The organism is Pseudomonas sp. A014 (genome assembly GCF_052378495.1).
GTDB lineage: Bacteria > Pseudomonadota > Gammaproteobacteria > Pseudomonadales > Pseudomonadaceae > Aquipseudomonas > Aquipseudomonas machongensis.
On record NZ_CP199001.1, the window covers coordinates 5213353 to 5231010 of the forward strand.

The 17658-nt window shown below is 63.0% G+C and carries 16 protein-coding genes and 1 pseudogene; 12 read left to right on the forward strand and 5 right to left on the reverse strand.

Going from position 1 to position 17658, the window contains the following annotated elements; all coding sequences use genetic code 11:
* Window positions 1-361: 361 nt before the first annotated feature.
* Together ACTYOL_RS24210 and ACTYOL_RS24215 are read right to left on the reverse strand one after the other, a co-directional pair.
* Window positions 362-1855 carry a CoA-acylating methylmalonate-semialdehyde dehydrogenase gene (locus tag ACTYOL_RS24210; protein ID WP_063546230.1) on the reverse strand — a complete coding sequence of 498 codons (1494 nt, stop codon included), beginning with the start codon at window positions 1853-1855 and terminating at the stop codon, window positions 362-364.
* A gap of 66 nt (window positions 1856-1921) precedes the next feature.
* Window positions 1922-3268, reverse strand: a complete 1347-nt coding sequence (locus ACTYOL_RS24215) for an aspartate aminotransferase family protein (RefSeq protein WP_125931351.1) — start codon at window positions 3266-3268, stop codon at window positions 1922-1924.
* 118 nt (window positions 3269-3386) lie between these two features.
* Between ACTYOL_RS24215 and ACTYOL_RS24220 the strand changes: the two genes are divergently transcribed.
* From ACTYOL_RS24220 to ACTYOL_RS24245, 6 genes are all read left to right on the forward strand, one after another.
* Window positions 3387-4304 carry a LysR family transcriptional regulator gene (locus ACTYOL_RS24220; protein ID WP_054895182.1) on the forward strand — a complete coding sequence of 306 codons (918 nt, stop codon included), beginning with the start codon at window positions 3387-3389 and terminating at the stop codon, window positions 4302-4304.
* 72 nt (window positions 4305-4376) lie between these two features.
* Entirely contained in the window at window positions 4377-5039 is a 663-nt protein-coding gene (locus tag ACTYOL_RS24225) for a TetR/AcrR family transcriptional regulator (protein ID WP_054895183.1), read from the forward strand.
* A gap of 9 nt (window positions 5040-5048) precedes the next feature.
* A complete protein-coding gene (locus tag ACTYOL_RS24230) occupies window positions 5049-5633 on the forward strand; it encodes an IMPACT family protein (protein WP_197892375.1) in 585 nt (194 codons plus the stop codon).
* Between the two features lie 365 nt (window positions 5634-5998).
* Entirely contained in the window at window positions 5999-6685 is a 687-nt protein-coding gene (locus ACTYOL_RS24235) for an SDR family oxidoreductase (RefSeq protein ID WP_153774049.1), read from the forward strand.
* Window positions 6686-6805: 120 nt separating this feature from the next.
* Window positions 6806-8161, forward strand: a complete 1356-nt coding sequence (locus ACTYOL_RS24240; protein WP_125931350.1) for an 8-oxoguanine deaminase — start codon at window positions 6806-6808, stop codon at window positions 8159-8161.
* Window positions 8162-8255: 94 nt separating this feature from the next.
* On the forward strand, window positions 8256-9203 hold the full coding sequence (locus ACTYOL_RS24245; RefSeq protein ID WP_063546242.1) for an adenosine deaminase: 948 nt from the start codon (window positions 8256-8258) through the stop codon (window positions 9201-9203).
* Between the two features lie 32 nt (window positions 9204-9235).
* On the opposite strand, the gene ACTYOL_RS24250 is transcribed toward ACTYOL_RS24245, so the two are convergent.
* The gene (locus ACTYOL_RS24250) at window positions 9236-9949 is read right to left on the reverse strand and encodes an ArsR/SmtB family transcription factor (RefSeq protein WP_063546244.1); all 714 of its coding nucleotides are present in this window, start codon (window positions 9947-9949) and stop codon (window positions 9236-9238) included.
* 510 nt (window positions 9950-10459) lie between these two features.
* Between ACTYOL_RS24250 and ACTYOL_RS24255 the strand changes: the two genes are divergently transcribed.
* On the forward strand, window positions 10460-10657 hold the full coding sequence (locus tag ACTYOL_RS24255; RefSeq protein WP_081255318.1) for a hypothetical protein: 198 nt from the start codon (window positions 10460-10462) through the stop codon (window positions 10655-10657).
* On the opposite strand, the gene ACTYOL_RS24260 is transcribed toward ACTYOL_RS24255, so the two are convergent.
* Both ACTYOL_RS24260 and ACTYOL_RS24265 read right to left on the reverse strand, forming a co-directional pair.
* The gene (locus ACTYOL_RS24260) at window positions 10608-11789 is read right to left on the reverse strand and encodes a multidrug effflux MFS transporter (protein ID WP_054895188.1); all 1182 of its coding nucleotides are present in this window, start codon (window positions 11787-11789) and stop codon (window positions 10608-10610) included. The genes ACTYOL_RS24255 and ACTYOL_RS24260 overlap by 50 nt on opposite strands.
* Before the next feature lie 128 nt (window positions 11790-11917).
* Window positions 11918-12115 carry a heavy-metal-associated domain-containing protein gene (locus ACTYOL_RS24265; protein WP_153774053.1) on the reverse strand — a complete coding sequence of 66 codons (198 nt, stop codon included), beginning with the start codon at window positions 12113-12115 and terminating at the stop codon, window positions 11918-11920.
* 147 nt (window positions 12116-12262) lie between these two features.
* Between ACTYOL_RS24265 and ACTYOL_RS24270 the strand changes: the two genes are divergently transcribed.
* From ACTYOL_RS24270 to ACTYOL_RS24290, 5 genes and pseudogenes are all read left to right on the forward strand, one after another.
* Window positions 12263-12649, forward strand: coding sequence for a hypothetical protein (locus ACTYOL_RS24270; RefSeq protein ID WP_054895190.1), 387 nt, complete (start codon window positions 12263-12265; stop codon window positions 12647-12649).
* 53 nt (window positions 12650-12702) lie between these two features.
* Window positions 12703-15105, forward strand: coding sequence for a heavy metal translocating P-type ATPase (locus tag ACTYOL_RS24275; protein WP_200604000.1), 2403 nt, complete (start codon window positions 12703-12705; stop codon window positions 15103-15105).
* Window positions 15102-15506, forward strand: a complete 405-nt coding sequence (cueR, locus tag ACTYOL_RS24280) for a Cu(I)-responsive transcriptional regulator (RefSeq protein WP_054895192.1) — start codon at window positions 15102-15104, stop codon at window positions 15504-15506. The genes ACTYOL_RS24275 and cueR overlap by 4 nt, the downstream gene beginning before the upstream one ends.
* 346 nt (window positions 15507-15852) lie before the next feature.
* Window positions 15853-16785, forward strand: a pseudogene (locus ACTYOL_RS24285) (HAMP domain-containing protein); the annotation flags it as partial.
* A gap of 129 nt (window positions 16786-16914) precedes the next feature.
* Window positions 16915-17643, forward strand: coding sequence for a methyl-accepting chemotaxis protein (locus tag ACTYOL_RS24290; RefSeq protein ID WP_371105613.1), 729 nt, complete (start codon window positions 16915-16917; stop codon window positions 17641-17643).
* Window positions 17644-17658 lie beyond the last annotated feature (15 nt).

Sequence of the window (17658 nt, forward strand, 5' to 3'; positions counted from 1 at the left end):
CGCCGCCCGCGCGGCGCTTCGCGGGCAAGCCCGCTCCCACATTTGTTTCGGGCCAGTTATGCCTGTGCCATAGGCGCTCGACGCCTGGTGTGTACGACTCGGTAACGCGCCGTGCGCCAAAGGGGTCGCGCGAAAATGCCACAGGACTCAATGGCCCGAAACAAACTGTAGGAGCGGGCTTGCCCGCGAAGCGCCGCGCGGGCGGCGCTCGATCTCAAGGGCGCCAGAAACATCAAGGCAGGCCCCTCTCAGCCCCCAGCCCGCCCCCAAGCCAGCAACAACACTCCCAAGCCTACCCTACCGCCCACAAACCAAAACGGGGAGGCCTGTCGGCCTCCCCGCTTCTCACATCACCACAACCTTACAAGCTCGGGAACGCAAACTGCGACGCTTCATGGCTCTTGCGCTGCGGCCAACGCTGGGTAATCGCCTTGCGACGGGTATAGAAGCGCACCCCATCCGGCCCATAGGCGTGCAGGTCACCAAACAGCGAACGCTTCCAGCCGCCAAAGCTGTGATAGCTCACCGGCACTGGCAGCGGCACGTTCACCCCCACCATGCCCACTTCGATCTCGTCGCAGAACAAACGCGCCGCTTCACCGTCACGGGTGAAGATGCAAGTGCCGTTGCCGTATTCGTGATCGTTGATCAGCTGCATCGCCTCTTCCAGGCTCTGCACCCGAACCACACACAGCACCGGCCCGAAGATCTCCTCTTTATAGATGCGCATCTCCGGAGTGACGTTGTCGAACAGCGTCCCCCCAACGAAGTAACCGTCTTCATTGCCCGCAACGCGGAAGCCACGGCCATCCACCACCAGCTTGGCACCCGCAGCCACGCCATCGTCGATATAGCCTACGACTTTGTCACGTGCAGCAGCAGTGACCAACGGCCCCATGTCCAGCCCGCAAGAAGTGCCGGCACCAATCTTCAGCGCCTTGATCTGTGGCTCCAGCTTGGCGATCAGCGCATCGGCAACCTGGTCACCTACGCACACCGCCACCGAGATCGCCATGCAGCGCTCGCCGCACGAACCATAGGCCGCGCCCATCAGGGCGCTCACCGCATTGTCCAGCTCGGCATCGGGCATCAGCACTGCGTGGTTCTTCGCACCGCCCAACGCCTGCACGCGCTTGCCGCGCTTGGTGCCTTCGGCATAGATGTATTCGGCGATCGGCGTCGAACCCACGAAGCTCAGGGCCTTGACTTCAGGTGCTTCGATCAGCGCGTCCACCGCTTCCTTGTCACCGTGCACCACGTTGAGGATGCCCTTGGGCAGGCCGGCCTCCAGCAACAGTTGGGCAATGAACAGGGTCGAGCTCGGGTCACGCTCCGACGGCTTGAGGATGAAGGCGTTGCCACAGACGATCGCCAGTGGGTACATCCACAGCGGAACCATCGCCGGGAAGTTGAACGGGGTGATGCCGGCCACTACGCCCAGCGGCTGGAAGTCCGACCAGGCGTCGATGTTCGGGCCGACGTTGCGGCTGTATTCACCCTTGAGAATCTCGGGCGCAGCACAGGCGAACTCTACGTTCTCGATACCGCGCTTCAACTCGCCGGCGGCATCCTCGAGGGTCTTGCCGTGCTCTTCGCTGATCATCTGCGAAATGCGCGCCTCGTTCTGCTCCAGCAATTGCTTGAAGCGGAACATCACCTGCGCGCGCTTGGCCGGTGGCGTGTTGCGCCAGGCCGGGAATGCAGCCTTGGCCGAGTCGATGGCTTCCTGGATGGTGGCGCGGCTGGCGAGTTCGACCTTGCGCGTAGCTTGGCCGGTCGACGGGTTGAAGACATCGGCGGTACGACCGCCCTTGGAAACCAGCTCACCATTGATCAGGTGCTGAACGATGCTCATGCAGAACTCCAGATAAAGAAGGTTGGAACAGGCGCGGTCAGGCGCCTGTCGTCAGCGTCGGAAAGATCAGTCGATCTGGTTCAGGGCTTCGCCTACCGCGTCGAACAGGCGATCCAGTTCCTGCGGCTTGGTATTGAAGGTTGGGCCGAACTGCAGGGTGTCACCCCCGAAGCGAACATAGAAGCCGGCCTTCCACAGTTTCATGGCCGCCTCGTATGGACGCACGATCGCATCGCCATCGCGCGCTGCGATCTGGATCGCGCCAGCCAGGCCGTAGTTACGGATATCGACGACATTCTTGGTGCCCTTGACGCCGTGCAGCAGGTTCTCGAAGTGCGGCGCCAGTTCGGCGGCGGATTGCACCAGGTTTTCCTTCTGCAGCAGGTCCAGCGCAGCGATACCGGCAGCACAGGCCACAGGGTGAGCCGAATAGGTGTAGCCATGGGGGAATTCCACGGCGTACTCCGGCGTCGGTTGGTTCATGAAGGTCTGGTAGATCTCGCTGCTGGCGATCACGGCCCCCATCGGGATGGCGCCGTTGGTCACCTGCTTGGCGATGCACATCAGATCCGGAGTGACGCCGAAGGCTTCGGAGCCGGTCATCGCACCCATACGACCGAAGCCGGTGATCACTTCGTCGAAGATCAGCAGGATGTTGTGCTGGGTGCAGATTTCACGCAGACGCTTCAGATAACCCTTCGGCGGAGGCAGCACGCCAGCGGAGCCGGCCAGCGGCTCGACGATCACAGCGGCGATGTTCGAAGCGTCATGCAATTCGATCAGCTTGAGCATCTCTTCGGCCAGGGCGATACCGCCCTCTTCCGGCATGCCGCGGGAGAAAGCGTTCACCGGAAGTACGGTGTGAGGCAGATGGTCGACATCCAGCAGTTGGCCGAACATCTTGCGGTTGCCATTGACCCCACCCAGGCTGGTGCCAGCGATGTTCACGCCGTGGTAACCACGGGCACGACCGATGATCTTGGTCTTGGTTGCCTGGCCTTTCAGGCGCCAGTAGGCACGCACCATCTTCAGCGCGGTGTCGGCGCACTCGGAGCCGGAGTTGGTATAGAAGACATGGTTGAGGTCGCCAGGCGTCAGCTCGGCGATCTTCTCGGCCAGCTGGAACGACAGCGGATGGCCGAACTGGAAGGCCGGCGAATAATCCAGTGTGCTCAGCTGGCGCGTCACCGCGTCGGTGATTTCCTTGCGGGTATGCCCGGCGCCGCAGGTCCACAGGCCCGACAGTGCGTCGAAGATCTTGCGCCCCTTGTCGTCAACCAGGTGATTGCCTTCGGCGGCCACGATCAGGCGTGGATCACGCTGGAAGTTGCGGTTGGCGGTGTAGGGCATCCAGTGAGCATCCAGCTTGAGCTGGCTGGCCAGGCCGGACGGGGCGGTTTCGGGCATGTTCATCGGCGGTTCCTCGGAAGACGACTAGGCAACGATGGGTGTTGTTGCAGCTAAATTGTCACGGGGATAAAGTCTGAAAAAGCCAACATTTCTAATCTTCAGTTAGCAGCGGACTAAACTTATGAGTCGTCGCCCAGATCCTCTCGCGCAAGTCAGCGATTTCGATATTCGTCTGCTGAAGATTTACCGCAGTGTCGTCGAGTGCGGCGGCTTTTCGGCGGCGGAAAACGTACTGGGTATCGGGCGCTCTGCCATCAGCCAGCAGATGAACGACCTGGAACAGCGCCTGGGCTTGCGCTTGTGCCAGCGTGGCCGGGCAGGCTTTTCGCTCACCGAAGAAGGCCGCGAGGTCTACCACTCGGCGCTGCAACTGCTCAGCGCCCTTGAGAGCTTTCGCACCGAGGTCAACGGACTGCACCAGCACCTGCGTGGCGAACTCAATATCGGCCTGACCGACAATCTGGTTACCTTGCCTCACATGCGCATCACCCACGCGCTGGCTGAGCTCAAGGATCGTGGGCCGGATGTGCGCATTCAGATTCGCATGATCGCCCCGAGCCAGGTCGAACAAGGGGTGCTGGACGGCAGCCTGCATGTCGGCGTCGTGCCGCAGACCAGCCCGCTCTCGGGCCTGGAATACCAGCCCCTGTACAGCGAACGTTCATTGCTCTACTGCGCAGTCGGCCACCCCCTGTTCTATGCCGAGGACCAGAAAATCGACGATCAGCGCCTCAACAGCCAGGAAGCCATCGCCCCGACCTTCCGCTTGCCAGCCGATATCCAGGCGCACTACCAGGCACTGAACTGCACCGCCAGCGCCTCGGACCGCGAGGGCATGGCCTTTCTCATCCTCACCGGGCGCTACATCGGCTACCTGCCCGATCATTACGCCATGTTCTGGGTCCAACAGGGCCGCCTGCGGGCACTGAAACCGACGCAACGCTTCTATGACCTGAGCCTGAGCTGGGTGACGCGCAAGGGACGGCGTCCGAATCTGGTGCTGGAAAGTTTTCTCGAAAGCCTCGCGGCAACGCGCTAATGCTTGTCACTTCGGCACAGGCAGGTAATCTGTCCGACATCCGTTGCCCACAGACCCCGTACGGAAACGTCCATGACCTTTGAAGTCCCTGCGCATCGCCTCTCCGCCTCGGGCAAGCCCGCCGGCCGCATTCGCCAAAAGAACGAACAGGCCATCATCCAAGCCGCCGAGGACGAATTTGCCCGCCATGGCTTCAAGGGCACCAGCATGAACACCATCGCGCTGAAGGCTAACCTGCCCAAAGCCAACCTGCACTACTACTTCACCAACAAGCTCGGCCTTTATATTGCCGTGCTCAGCAACATCATCGAATTGTGGGACAGCACCTTCAACGCCTTGAGCGTCGAGGACGACCCAGCCGTGGCGTTGAGCCAGTACATTCGCACCAAGATGGAGTTCTCCCGGCGCAACCCGCAGGCATCGCGGATCTTCGCCATGGAGGTGATCAGCGGCGGCCAGTGCCTGAGCGAATACTTCAGCGCCGACTACCGCGAGTGGTTCCGCGGCCGAGCCGCAGTGTTCCAGGCCTGGATCGAGGCCGGCAAGATGGACCGGGTAGACCCTGTGCACCTGATCTTCCTGCTCTGGGGGAGCACCCAGCACTACGCCGACTTCGCCACCCAGATTTGCCAGGTCACCGGCCGCAGCCGCCTGACCAAGCAGGACATGGAAGACGCCAGCAACAACCTTATCCACATCATTCTCAAAGGCTGCGGCATCACCCCGCCCGCCTGACCCGGACCTATGCCCTCTACCCTGCTTGAGCTCTGCGAGTTCCGCGAAGACATCCGCAAGAGCCGTTTCATAACCCTCGCCGGCCCTGTCAGCAGTGCCGCCGAGGCGATGAGCTTCATCGAACGTCACAGCGACCTGGCCGCCACCCACAATTGCTGGGCCTGGAAAATAGGCGCGCAATACCGCAGCAGCGATGATGGCGAGCCGGGCGGCACCGCCGGACGTCCAATTCTTGCGGCGATCGAAGCCCAGGACTGCGATCAGGTGGTGGTGCTGGTCATCCGCTGGTATGGCGGTATCCAGCTCGGCACCGGAGGCCTGGCCCGTGCCTATGGCGGGGGTGCCAACAAGTGCTTGCAACAGGCGCCGAAACGGCTGCTGGTACAGCGCAGCGAATTCACCTGCAGTTGCACGTTCAGCGAACTGGCCTTGCTCAAGCTGCGCCTGGCCGAGGCCGACGGGCTGGTGCTGGACGAACAGTTCACGGCAAACGGCGTCGATCTACTCCTGGCGCTGGGCGAAGAGCACGTACAGACCTTCCAGCAGCAATTGGCCGACCTCAGCCGTGGCCGGATTCGTCTCGAACCTCGCTGAAAGGTGCCCACAACTACTGTGGGCCTGCCTGTGGATAAGCTTGGGGCATTCTTTGGCAAGCCTTGCCACGTATGGCTTTCAGCCGATTGAGCATATTTTGATCACTGTTTGATGACACCCGCAAACTACTGAAACCCGGAGAGTTATCCCCATCGCCCGGTTTTCACGAGCTTTCCCGCTGCCCACACGCTTGCACACAATAACTGTGGAACAGCCTGTGGATAACCCGTGCGCCAACAGGCAGGGCGCCCACCAGCACACGGCGCGGAGCGTCTGATCATTTTTTGTACAAACGCAACGCAGGCGAGTCGCCCCCGCCTGGAGTATCCTCGATACCCTTCTTCAAGCGACCTCGGAGCATCCACATGTCCACAAGCAAAAACGCCCTCATCATCGGCGCCTCCCGCGGATTGGGACTGGGCTTGGTACAACGTCTGCGTGAAGACGGCTGGAACGTGACAGCCACCGTGCGCGATGCAAGCAAGCCGGGTGCCCTGAAAGATGTCGCAGGTGTGCGCATCGAATCCCTGGAAATGAACGATACCGCCTTGCTCGACGACCTCAAGCAGCGTGTGCAAGGCGAGATTTTCGACCTGGTCTTCGTCAATGCCGGAGTCATGGGACCGTTGCCACAAGACCTGGAAACCGTGCAAGACACGCAGATCGGCGACCTGTTCATGACCAATGCCGTTGCGCCCATCCGTGTGGCGCGTCGCCTGGTCGGGCAGATCCGCGAAAACACCGGGGTGCTGGCGTTCATGAGCTCGGGCCTGGGTAGCGTGACCAGCCCGGATGGCAACGAGATCTGCCTGTACAAGGCCAGCAAGGCCGCACTCAACTCGATGATCAACAGCTTCGTGATTGAGTTGCAGCGGTCCGACCTGAGCGTGCTGGCCATGCACCCAGGCTGGGTGAAGACCGACATGGGCGGCGAGAACGCGGAAATCGACGTGTTCACCAGCACACGCGGCATGCTCGACCGGATCAACGAGCAAAGCGGCCAGGGCGGCCTGCGCTTTATCAACTACAAGGGTGACGCCCTGACCTGGTGAATTGAAAGCCACGTGGCGAGGCAGTAGACTCGATGCCTCGCCTCGCGGCGGACCTGGATCAGCAGACAGGGCAACACTGAGCTGGCTAACCCTGAACCCACTTTCAGAGGAGCCGGCACCATGCCTGCGACCCGTATCTGGTTGAAATCACCCCTTGCCATCTTCACTGCCAACGGCACCGATGCCCGCGGTGGCCTGGTCATTGAAAACGGCCGCATCAGCCAACTGCTCGCCCTCGGCGAACAACCCAACACCGCCTGTGACCAAGTGTTCGATGCCCGTGAGCACGTTGTGCTGCCTGGCCTGATCAACACTCACCACCACTTCTACCAGACCCTTACCCGCGCATGGGCTCCTGTGGTCAACCAACCACTGTTTCCCTGGCTCAAGACCCTCTACCCGGTGTGGGCACGGCTGACGCCGGCCAAACTGGCGCTCGCCAGCGAGGTTGCACTGGCCGAACTGCTGCTGTCGGGTTGCACCACCGCCGCCGATCACCATTACCTGTTCCCGGAAGGTCTGGACCACGCCATCGACGTACAGGTAGAGGTCGTACGCAAGCTCGGCATGCGCGCCATGCTGACCCGCGGCTCGATGAGCCTGGGTGAAGCGGACGGCGGCTTGCCCCCGCAGCAGACAGTGCAACAAGGCGAAGTGATCCTGGCCGACAGTCAGCGACTTATCCACAGTTATCATGAGCGTGGCGAAGGCGCGCGCATCCAGATAGCCTTGGCGCCCTGCTCACCCTTCTCGGTCACGCCAGAGATCATGCGCGCCAGCGCCAGCCTGGCCGAAGAGCTGGACGTGCGCCTGCATACCCACCTGGCCGAAACACTCGATGAGGAAGACTTCTGCCTGCAGCGCTTCGGCCTGCGCACCGTGGACTATCTGGACAGTGTCGGCTGGCTCGGCCCACGCACCTGGCTGGCACATGGTATCCATTTCAACCCCGACGAAATCACGCGCCTGGGCGCTGCCGGTACCGGCATCTGCCATTGCCCGAGCTCGAACATGCGCCTGGCCTCGGGAATCTGCCCGACCATCGAGCTCGAAGCTGCCGGGGCCGCAGTCGGCCTGGGTGTAGACGGCTCGGCGTCCAACGATGCCTCGAACATGATCCTCGAAGCGCGCCAGGCCCTCTACCTGCAACGCCTGCGCTACGGCGCCGAGCAGATCACGCCCGAGCGCGCGCTGGGCTGGGCAACCCGTGGCTCGGCGCAACTGCTGGGCCGTAGCGACATTGGGGAGCTGGCGGTGGGCAAGCAGGCGGATCTGGCGTTGTTCAAGCTCGACGAACTGCGTTTCTCCGGAAGCCACGATCCGCTGTCGGCGCTGCTGCTGTGCGCGGCGGACCGGGCTGACCGAGTCATGGTCGGCGGTCACTGGCGCGTGATCGATGGCCAGATCGAGGGACTCGATGTCCAGGGCCTGATCGCCGACCATCGTCAGGCGGCAGCCGCACTGATCGCCGGTTGAAGCACAGCGGGGCTGTCGGTCAGCCCCGCCCTACCGAATAGCGCATAGCCCTGTAGAATGTCGGCCAACCGTACCTGATTCGAGATCACACCCTATGTATGACTGGCTCAATGCCTTGCCCAAGGCCGAACTGCATATGCACCTGGAAGGTTCGCTGGAGCCGGAACTGCTGTTCGCCCTGGCCGAACGCAACAAGGTCGCCCTGCCCTGGGCCGACGTGGAGACGCTGCGCAGCGCCTACGCGTTCAACAACCTGCAGGAGTTTCTCGACCTCTACTACCAGGGCGCTGATGTACTGCGCACCGAGCAGGACTTCTACGACCTGACCTGGGCCTACCTGCAACGCTGCAAGGCGCAGAACGTCATTCACACCGAACCCTTCTTCGACCCACAGACCCATACCGACAGGGGTATCCCCTTCGAGGTGGTGCTCGGCGGAATCAACCAGGCGCTCAAGGATGGTCGCGAGCAGTTGGGTATCAGCAGCGGCCTGATCCTGAGCTTCCTGCGTCACCTCAGCGAGGCGGAGGCCGAGAAGACCCTCGACCAGGCCCTGCCATTCCGCGATGCCTTCATTGCCGTGGGCCTGGACAGCTCCGAGAAAGGCCATCCACCAAGCAAGTTCCAGCGCGTCTTCGACCGAGCCCGCAACGAAGGCCTGGTCGCCGTTGCCCACGCCGGCGAGGAAGGGCCGCCCGAGTACATCTGGGAAGCCCTCGACCTGCTGAAAATCAAGCGCATTGACCACGGCGTGCGAGCTATCGAAGATGAGCGGCTGATGCAACGCATCATCGACGAGCAGATTCCGCTGACCGTCTGCCCGCTGTCGAACACCAAGCTCTGCGTGTTCGATCATATGAGCCAGCACAACATCCTCGACATGCTCGAGCGTGGGGTCAAAGTCACGGTGAACTCCGATGATCCGGCCTACTTCGGCGGATATGTCACGGAAAACTTCCACGCCTTGTACCAGCATCTGGGCATGTCCCAAGAGCAGGCAATGCGCCTGGCACAGAACAGCCTGGATGCACGTCTGGTTTGAGTGACGAGCACAGCCGGCATTACAGGGGCACTTCAGCCCACCTGCAATGCCGGCACCCGCGCGATACGGTTGATCTCTTGAATACCCAGGGAAGAAATCTGCATCACGCGGGACCCCTCCTGCTCGCGTATCCAGCCAGACTGCATGAACAACCTGAGCATCGCTTGCCCAACACCACCGCCCAGGTGGGGGCCGTTGTCACTCCACTCGCTGCTGTGGCAGACCACACAGGCACCGCGCTGGCGCGGCGCCAGCGCATCGATGTAGACGCCAATCGCGGCCAGTTGCACACGCCCTTCCAGGCTCACGGTAGGGTGCAGGTCATTGCCCTCCAACCAACCAGCGGACACCATGCGCCGATACAGGTCTACCGCAATTTCGCCACCCAGGTGATCGCCACAACGTCGCGCCCTGCGCAACGACAGCGGCACCTGCAACGGCCTGACCGATCCCTGGCATTCGCCACGACCGCCAAGCTGCACGCTGGCCAGTGCCTCGACCGCGGCGATCACCTCGGGGGTGGCCAGTCGAAAATAGCGCTTGCGCCCACGTGCCTCGAGGCGCAGCAGGCCGGCAGCCGACAACAAGGACAAGTGCGCGCAGGCCGATGACGGCGTAACGCCAATCATGAGTGCCAACTCGTCAGCGTGCCGAGAAGATCCATCGATCAGGGCCCAGAGCATGGCACTGCGCTTGGGCTCGGCCATCAGACCGGCGATCTGACTGATACTGCTGACTGCTTTCATACTCTATCAACTCCATTGCAAGGTCCGTTTTTTATCCAATGGCCATCATGGCAGTGGGAATGGCCAGAGGTTGCAGCAGATAGTGTGGGTTGCAGCCTGTCAGGCAGTGTGGGAAGCACCGCCTGGTGGGGAAACCGCTCCTGGGGGCAAGTATAAGCCGCTGAAAGCCCTGTACTAGCTGGGTTTGGCCAACGTTTCGCGACACAAGACCGAGGGTAGTAGCACCCTTCGCGAAATCGAAAAAAGCCGGTAAATGACAAGCGCTATCAGCATCCCCTCTAACATCCCGGACCTGGCCAGATTCCTTGCCAGATAAAGGCCACAATAGAGGAACAATGCCGACAGTCGAGTTCCACAAGTAGGGCAAGAAAAAGCGAAGGTTCGCATCTTGGTTGAATCAGCCTTTCGTCCCTCGGGTGACCGTCAGTCAGAACGTCACCCCGGCACCTGGCGGGCAATAGGGACGGCGCTACACTGATTCCGCTCTCACCCCGACTGGAGGATGCCGCGATGAAGATTGTCGTCAGTACATCGAACCGCCACCCCAACTGCCCCTGGCAGGTACAGCTCGATCAACATGTGGTGAGTTTTCGCAGCGAGGCGGAGGCCCGGGCATTCGTCGCCGTTCTGGAGACACGCCTGAAGGCCCCTCACCCCCTCATGCAGCCTGCCTGGACTGGAGGCGTCGAGTCAGCATCGCGACATTGACTACCAGCACACCGCACAAGCTGATCACCAAGGCCATCGGCACTGCGCTGCCATCATGCAGAACCCCCACCAGCGCTGCCGCCCCTGCGGCGACGCTGAACTGCAGGCTGCCCATCAATGCCGATGCGCTGCCGGCCCTGGCCCCTTGCCCGTTCATGGCACAGGCCGAGGCGTTGGGAATGATGCAACCCAAGCTGGCGATGCACACGAACAGCGGCACCAGCAATGGCCACAACTGCGTCGGACGCAACAGCGCCACCCCCAGCAGTACCAACCCGGCAGCCAGGTAGAGCCATACCGCTCGGGCCAGCAGGAAGGCGGGGCCGCGCTTGGCCAGCAGTCGGGCGTTGACCTGGGCGCAGAGGATGAAACCGGCAGCATTGGTGCCAAACAGCCAGCCGTAATGTTCGGCCGGCACACCATAGAGCTTGATGAACACGAACGGGGATCCGGCGATATAGGCGAACATGCCGGCGATGGCGATGCCGCCCGTCAGCGCATGCCCCAGGAACACCCGATCGCCCAGCAGCCGCAGGTACTGACGCAAGGCACCCGACAGCGGCTGGCGGGGCACATGAGCTGGCAGGCTTTCCGGCAGCCCCAGGCTCACGGCCAGCAGGCAGGCGGCGCTGAACAGGCTGAGCACCAGGAAGATCGACTGCCAGCCAGACACATTGATCAGCACGCCACCGAGCATTGGCGCGAGAATCGGCGCGAGCCCCATCACCAGCATCAGTTGCGAGAACGCTTTGGCTGCCCCCACCGCGTCACATTTGTCGACGACGATGGCACGCGACAACACCATGCCCGCACACCCACCCAATGCCTGGATGAACCGCGCCACCACAAGAGTGTCGAGGTCCGGGGCGTAGGCGCAGGCGAGCGACGCCAGGGTGAAAAGGCTGATACCGAACAACAGTGGCTTGCGTCGGCCGAAACGGTCGGCGATCGGACCATAGGCCAGTTGGCCAAGCGACAAACCAAGGAAATAGGCAGCCAGGGTCGTCTGGACGTGCTGTTCATCGGTGCCGAAGGCCTGGGCCATGGCAGGGAACGCGGGGAGATAGAAGTCGATCGCCAATGGCGCGAAGGCCGAGAGAGCGCCGAGGATCAACAAAATGCGCAGGTTCATCGGGAATCCATAGCAGGCTAAGCAACGGACTAGTCTAACTGCACTGGGGTCGGCCTGGTATGAAAAGCTTTGTAACAGTTACGCGCGAAAACGGTGATACCCGCAGCAGGTACCACCGTTCATCGTCGTCAGGCCGGCTCAGCCTGGTAACCCTCTTCACGGATCGCCTCCAGGATCTGCTGCGCCCCGAGCTGGCTCTGCACCCGCACCTGTTTGGCGCCCAGGTCGACTTCCACCTGCGCCGTCGCATCCTGCTCCTGAACCGCACGGGTCACTGCCTTGACGCAATGACCGCAGCTCATGCCCTGCACATTGAAGACTTGCATTGGAACTACCTCCATCTGGGTTTTGCGGAGAGTTTCAAGCTTGCCATCATGGCAAGGTCAAGTTCTCCACAAAACGGCCGGGCTGGAAATCCGCGAGCGGCTCGGCCAAGCTGCGCTTTTGACGACTCGCCAACCAGGAGAAGTTTCATGATCAGGGCAGCATTGGGCCTCGTCGGACTGCTGAGTGCCGTGGCCGTCGTGCCACCGGTCAGCGCCGAGGGCAATTCGGACTACAGCGTGCTGATCATTTCCCGGGAACGCCTGGAAGTGGCCACCAGCTGCGAAATCGGTGTGTATCTCAACGACCAGCTTTCCGGCCGTGTGTTCCAGGAACAATCGACCTCGTTCAACCTGCCGCCTGGACCGGTGGACGTGCGCCTGCGCCTGCTGCCCGGGCAGGTGCCCGGTTGTGCACCCGGCGTCGAAGACCAGCGCAGCACCCGCCTCAACCTGCAGGCGGGCCAGATCAACAAATACCGGATCGCCGTGGGCCAGAATGGACTGGAATTGAAGCGAGCCGGCCTGGGGTATTGACCTTACCAACATGGCAAGCTTGATGCTGCAGGCTCGATCACGGAGGAAAGCCCATGTCCGCATCAACCACCTTCGACCTGCCGATCAGCGGCATGACCTGCGCCAGTTGCGTCGGCCGCGTCGAGCGCGCGCTGCGTAAGGTCAACGGCGCCGAACAGGTCAGCGTCAACCTTGCCACCGAACAGGCCAGGGTCCAGGCTCCGGCCGAAAGCCTGCCGGACCTGCTCGAGGCCGTGCGCAAGGCCGGCTACAGCGTGCCGAGCCGCACCCTTGAACTTCAGGTGGGCGGCATGACCTGCGCCAGCTGTGTCGGCCGCGTCGAGCGCGCCCTGGGCAAGGTGTCCGGCGTCGAGCAGGTCAGCGTGAACCTGGCGAGCGAACGCGCTCACCTCAGGGTACTCGAGGGCGTCAGCGACAACGCCTTGATCAGCGCCGTGGAAAAGGCCGGCTACAGCGCCAGCCTGCCACGTACCGCCCAGGACGATCGCCATGACGCGCAGCGACGCCTGCGCAACGAACGCCTCGCGGTGATCGCCGCCCTGCTGCTGGCCTTGCCCCTGGTACTGCCAATGCTGGTGCAGCCGTTCGGCTTGCATTGGATGCTGCCGGCCTGGGCTCAGTTCGTACTGGCGACACCGGTGCAGTTCATCCTCGGCGCACGCTTCTACAAGGCCGCCTGGAAAGCCGTGCGTGCCGGCGCAGGCAACATGGACCTGCTGGTAGCGCTCGGCACCAGCGCTGGCTATGGCCTGAGCCTGTACGAATGGTCCCAGGCCCATGTGGGCATGGAGCCTCACCTCTACTTCGAAGCCTCGGCCGTGGTAATCGCCCTGGTGTTGCTGGGCAAATACCTGGAAAGCCGTGCCAAGCGCCAGACCGCCAGTGCCATTCGCGCCCTGGAAGCCCTGCGCCCCGAACGCGCATTGCGCGTGGTGGAAGGCCGAGAGGAAGACGTAGCGATCAGCCAGTTGCGCCTGGACGACCTGGTGCTGGTCAAGCCCGGCGAGCGCTTCCCGGTCGACGGCGAGGTGATCGAAGGCAGCAGTCACGCCGACGAAGCGCTGATCAGCGGCGAAAGCCTGCCAGTGCCCAAACAGCCCGGCGACAAGGTCACCGGCGGTGCGATCAACGGTGAAGGACGCCTGCTGGTGCGCACCCTGGCCCTGGGCACCGAAACCGTACTTGCGCGGATCATTCGCCTGGTCGAAGACGCCCAGGCCGCCAAGGCACCGATCCAGAAGCTGGTCGACCGGGTCAGCCAAGTGTTCGTCCCGGCAGTGCTGGTGCTGGCTTTGATCACCCTGGTCGGCTGGTGGCTGGCCGGCGCACCGCTGGAAAGCGCACTGATCAACGCCGTGGCCGTGCTGGTGATCGCCTGCCCTTGCGCTCTGGGCCTGGCCACACCAGCGGCGATCATGGCCGGCACGGGTGTGGCAGCCAGCCATGGCATCCTGATCAAGGACGCCGAAGCATTGGAGCGAGCCCATGCGGTCAATCGCGTGGTCTTCGACAAGACCGGCACCCTGACCTCCGGCAGCCCCCGCATCGTCCACAGCGAAGCCGCCGTCGGCGATGCACACGACCTGCTGCGCCTGGCCGGAGCCCTGCAACGCGGCAGCGAGCATCCGCTGGCCAAGGCCGTGCTGGATGCCGGCGCCGAGCACGCTCTGCAGATTCCCCTGGTGAGCGATAGCCAGTCGCTCACCGGGCGTGGTATCGCCGGTACGGTCGAAGGCCGGGTATTGGCCCTGGGCAACCGGCGCCTGTTCGACGAAAGCGGCCTCGAGCCCGGCGCCCTGCTCGATAAGGCCCAGGCCTGGGAAGCCGAAGGTCGCACGTTGTCGTGGTTGATCGAGCGCACACCGCATGCCCGCGTGCTCGGGTTGTTCGCTTTTGGTGACAGCCTCAAGCCCGGCGCCGAGCAAGCGATCGCGGCACTGCACGCACAGGGCATCAGCAGTCACCTGTTGACCGGCGACAACCGCGGCAGCGCCAAGGTGGTCGCCGAGGCGCTGGGCATCGACGATGTGCACGCCGAAGTCTTGCCAGCCGACAAAGCGGCCACCGTCAACGCACTCAAGGAGAACGCCGTGGTGGCCATGGTCGGCGACGGCATCAACGATGCCCCGGCCCTGGCCGCCGCCGACATCGGCATCGCCATGGGAGGCGGCACGGACGTAGCAATGCAGGCCGCCGGCATCACCCTGATGCGCGGCGACCCTCGCCTGGTACCTGCGGCCCTGGAAATCAGCAACAAGACCTACGCCAAGATCCGTCAGAATCTGTTCTGGGCGTTCATCTACAACCTGATCGGTATCCCGCTTGCCGCCTTTGGCTTCCTCAACCCGGTTCTGGCTGGCGCGGCCATGGCGCTCTCCAGCGTCAGCGTGGTGAGCAACGCCCTGTGGCTCAAGACCTGGAAGCCCACCGGCATCGCTTCGAAGGAGACGCCATGAACATCGGCCAAGCCGCCCGGCGCAGCGGGCTCAGCGCCAAGATGATCCGCTACTACGAGTCCATCGGATTGCTCAAGCCGGCGCTGCGCAGCGACAGCGGCTATCGGCTGTACCAGCAGGAAGACCTGCACAGCCTGGCGTTCATCAAGCGCTCGCGCGACCTGGGATTTTCCCTGGAAGAAGTGTCCCGGCTGCTGACGCTCTGGCAGGACCGCCAGCGCGCCAGCGCCGACGTCAAGGCGCTGGCGACACAGCATATCGACGAACTGAACCGGCGGATCGAAGAGATGGTGAGCCTGCGCGACACCTTGAGCGAGCTGGTCGCACACTGCCAGGGCGATGATCGGCCCGACTGCCCGATTCTCAGGGACCTGGCGAACGAAGGTGAATGCTGCCACTGAGCGCTGCCGGGGGCTGCTCGGCGGCCCGCAGCAGCATTTTGGTATGCCATATTAGCCATCCCTGGCCGAACCGACCTCAATATCAAGTTTCATCCAATAAATACGGGAGTTTCACTCAGAAATTCCTGCGCCCTGCCGATGCCCTGTATACCAGTTTCATGCGTCGACAAGAAAAAATCCGGGAGCGTGGATGAACATCAAGCAAAAATTGACCTGGGCCTTCGCCGTCATTGCCGGCCTGCCTATCGTTCTGGTCGCCACCGTAGTGGTGCTGAACCTGCGTGAAGAAGCGCAGGACGACTTCCTGGATGGCAGCAGCCGGGAGATCCGCCAGGTCGGCAACGCGATGAACATCTTCTTCCAGGGCATTGCGCAGAACGTCGAGTACCTCGCCAGCCAGCCCTTGGTCACCGCCAGCGCCGACAACCTCAAGAAGTACATTGCCGCCGACGCCGCGCAGATTCCCCTGGGCGAGCAGGACAAGGCGCTGTACGACCAGTTCACCCGCCTGGCCCAGAGCCACCCCGACTACGCGTACGTGTCCTACGGCGTGAAAGACGGCGGCTATGCGTTCTGGCCGGGCGATCCGAAGATGGCCAGCTACGACCCACGCACCCGCCCCTGGTTCCAGGCTGCCATGGCCAGCCCCGGCAAGACCCTGCGCACCGCGCCCTACTACTGGGCCGGCGACGACGCCGTGCTGGTCAGCACCGTGCGCACCGTGGCCAACCAGCTCGGTAGCCCGGGCGGCGTGGTCAACATCGACGTCTCGCTCAAGGGGCTGACCGAGATCGTCAAGCAGATCAAGCTGGGTGACAGCGGCTACCTCATCCTGATGGAGAACAACGGCAACGTCATGGTCGACCCACGTGACGCCAGCCACAACTTCAAGCAGCTGGAAAGCTTCGGCGGCGGCTACGCCGAGCTGGCCAAGGCCGGCAAGGGCCTGGCCGAAGTGACACTCGACGGCGAGCGCTACATGGCCAACATCTACCCCGACGAGCGCCTGGGCTGGACTTTCATCGGCCTCATCCGCCAGGACGAGGTGATGCAGACCACCACCCGCCTGACCTGGCTGATCGGCACCCTCGCACTGGTGCTGGCGGCAGTCTTCGCCGTGGCTGGCGCTGCCTTCGCCAAGCTCATCGTACGGCCGATCAACAGCGTCACCAGCGGCCTGGAAGACATCGCCCAGGGCGAAGGCGACCTGACCCGTAATCTCGAAGTGCGAGGCAGCGACGAAACCGCGCAACTGGCCAACTGGTTCAACCAGTTCCTGGGGGCGATCCGCAGCCTGATCCAGCATATCGGCGGCGCCGCCGGCAAGATCCTCAGCACCTCGGCCAGCTCCACCCGGGTATCCGGCGACATGGCCGAAGCCGCCGGCCGTCAGCGCGAGGCGGTGGACATGGTGTCCACTGCTTTCCATGAAATGGTCGCCACCGCCAACGAAGTGGCGCGCTCCTGCAGTCAGGCCGCGCAGTCGGCCGACAGCGGTCAGCAACAGGCACGCGAAGGGCAACAGCAGATAGATGCGGCCGTGCAGAGCGTCGACCGCCTGAGCCAGGAGATCGAGCAATCGGCGCAGTCGATCCAGCAACTGGAGCGCGACAGCAACGCGATCCAGTCGATCCTCGGCACCATCCGCTCGATCGCCGAGCAGACCAACCTGCTGGCCCTCAACGCCGCCATAGAAGCGGCCCGCGCCGGAGAGCAGGGCCGTGGCTTTGCCGTGGTAGCCGACGAAGTCCGCGCCCTGGCCAAGCGCACCGCCGACTCCACCGCCGAGATCGACGGGCTGCTGGGCAACCTCGCCAACCGTACCGCCGAGGTGGCCGAGCAGATGCATGCCAGCCTTGAGGTGTCGCAGCAGTCGGTCAACCGCATCGGCCTGGCGCGCGACAGCTTCGGGCAGATCCGCGAGTCGGTAGACATCATCCGTGACATGAACACCCAGATCGCCACCGCCGCCGAAGAGCAGCACCAGGTGGCCGAGGACATCAATCGGCATATCAGCCAGATTCACGGCGATGCGCAGTTGGTGGCCGAGCTTGCACAAGCGGCGCGGCAGGACTCCCAGAGCCTGGAAGGGTTGTCCAACGAGCTGGATGCGTTGGTGCGGCGGTTCAGGACCTGAAGTTCACGCGCCACA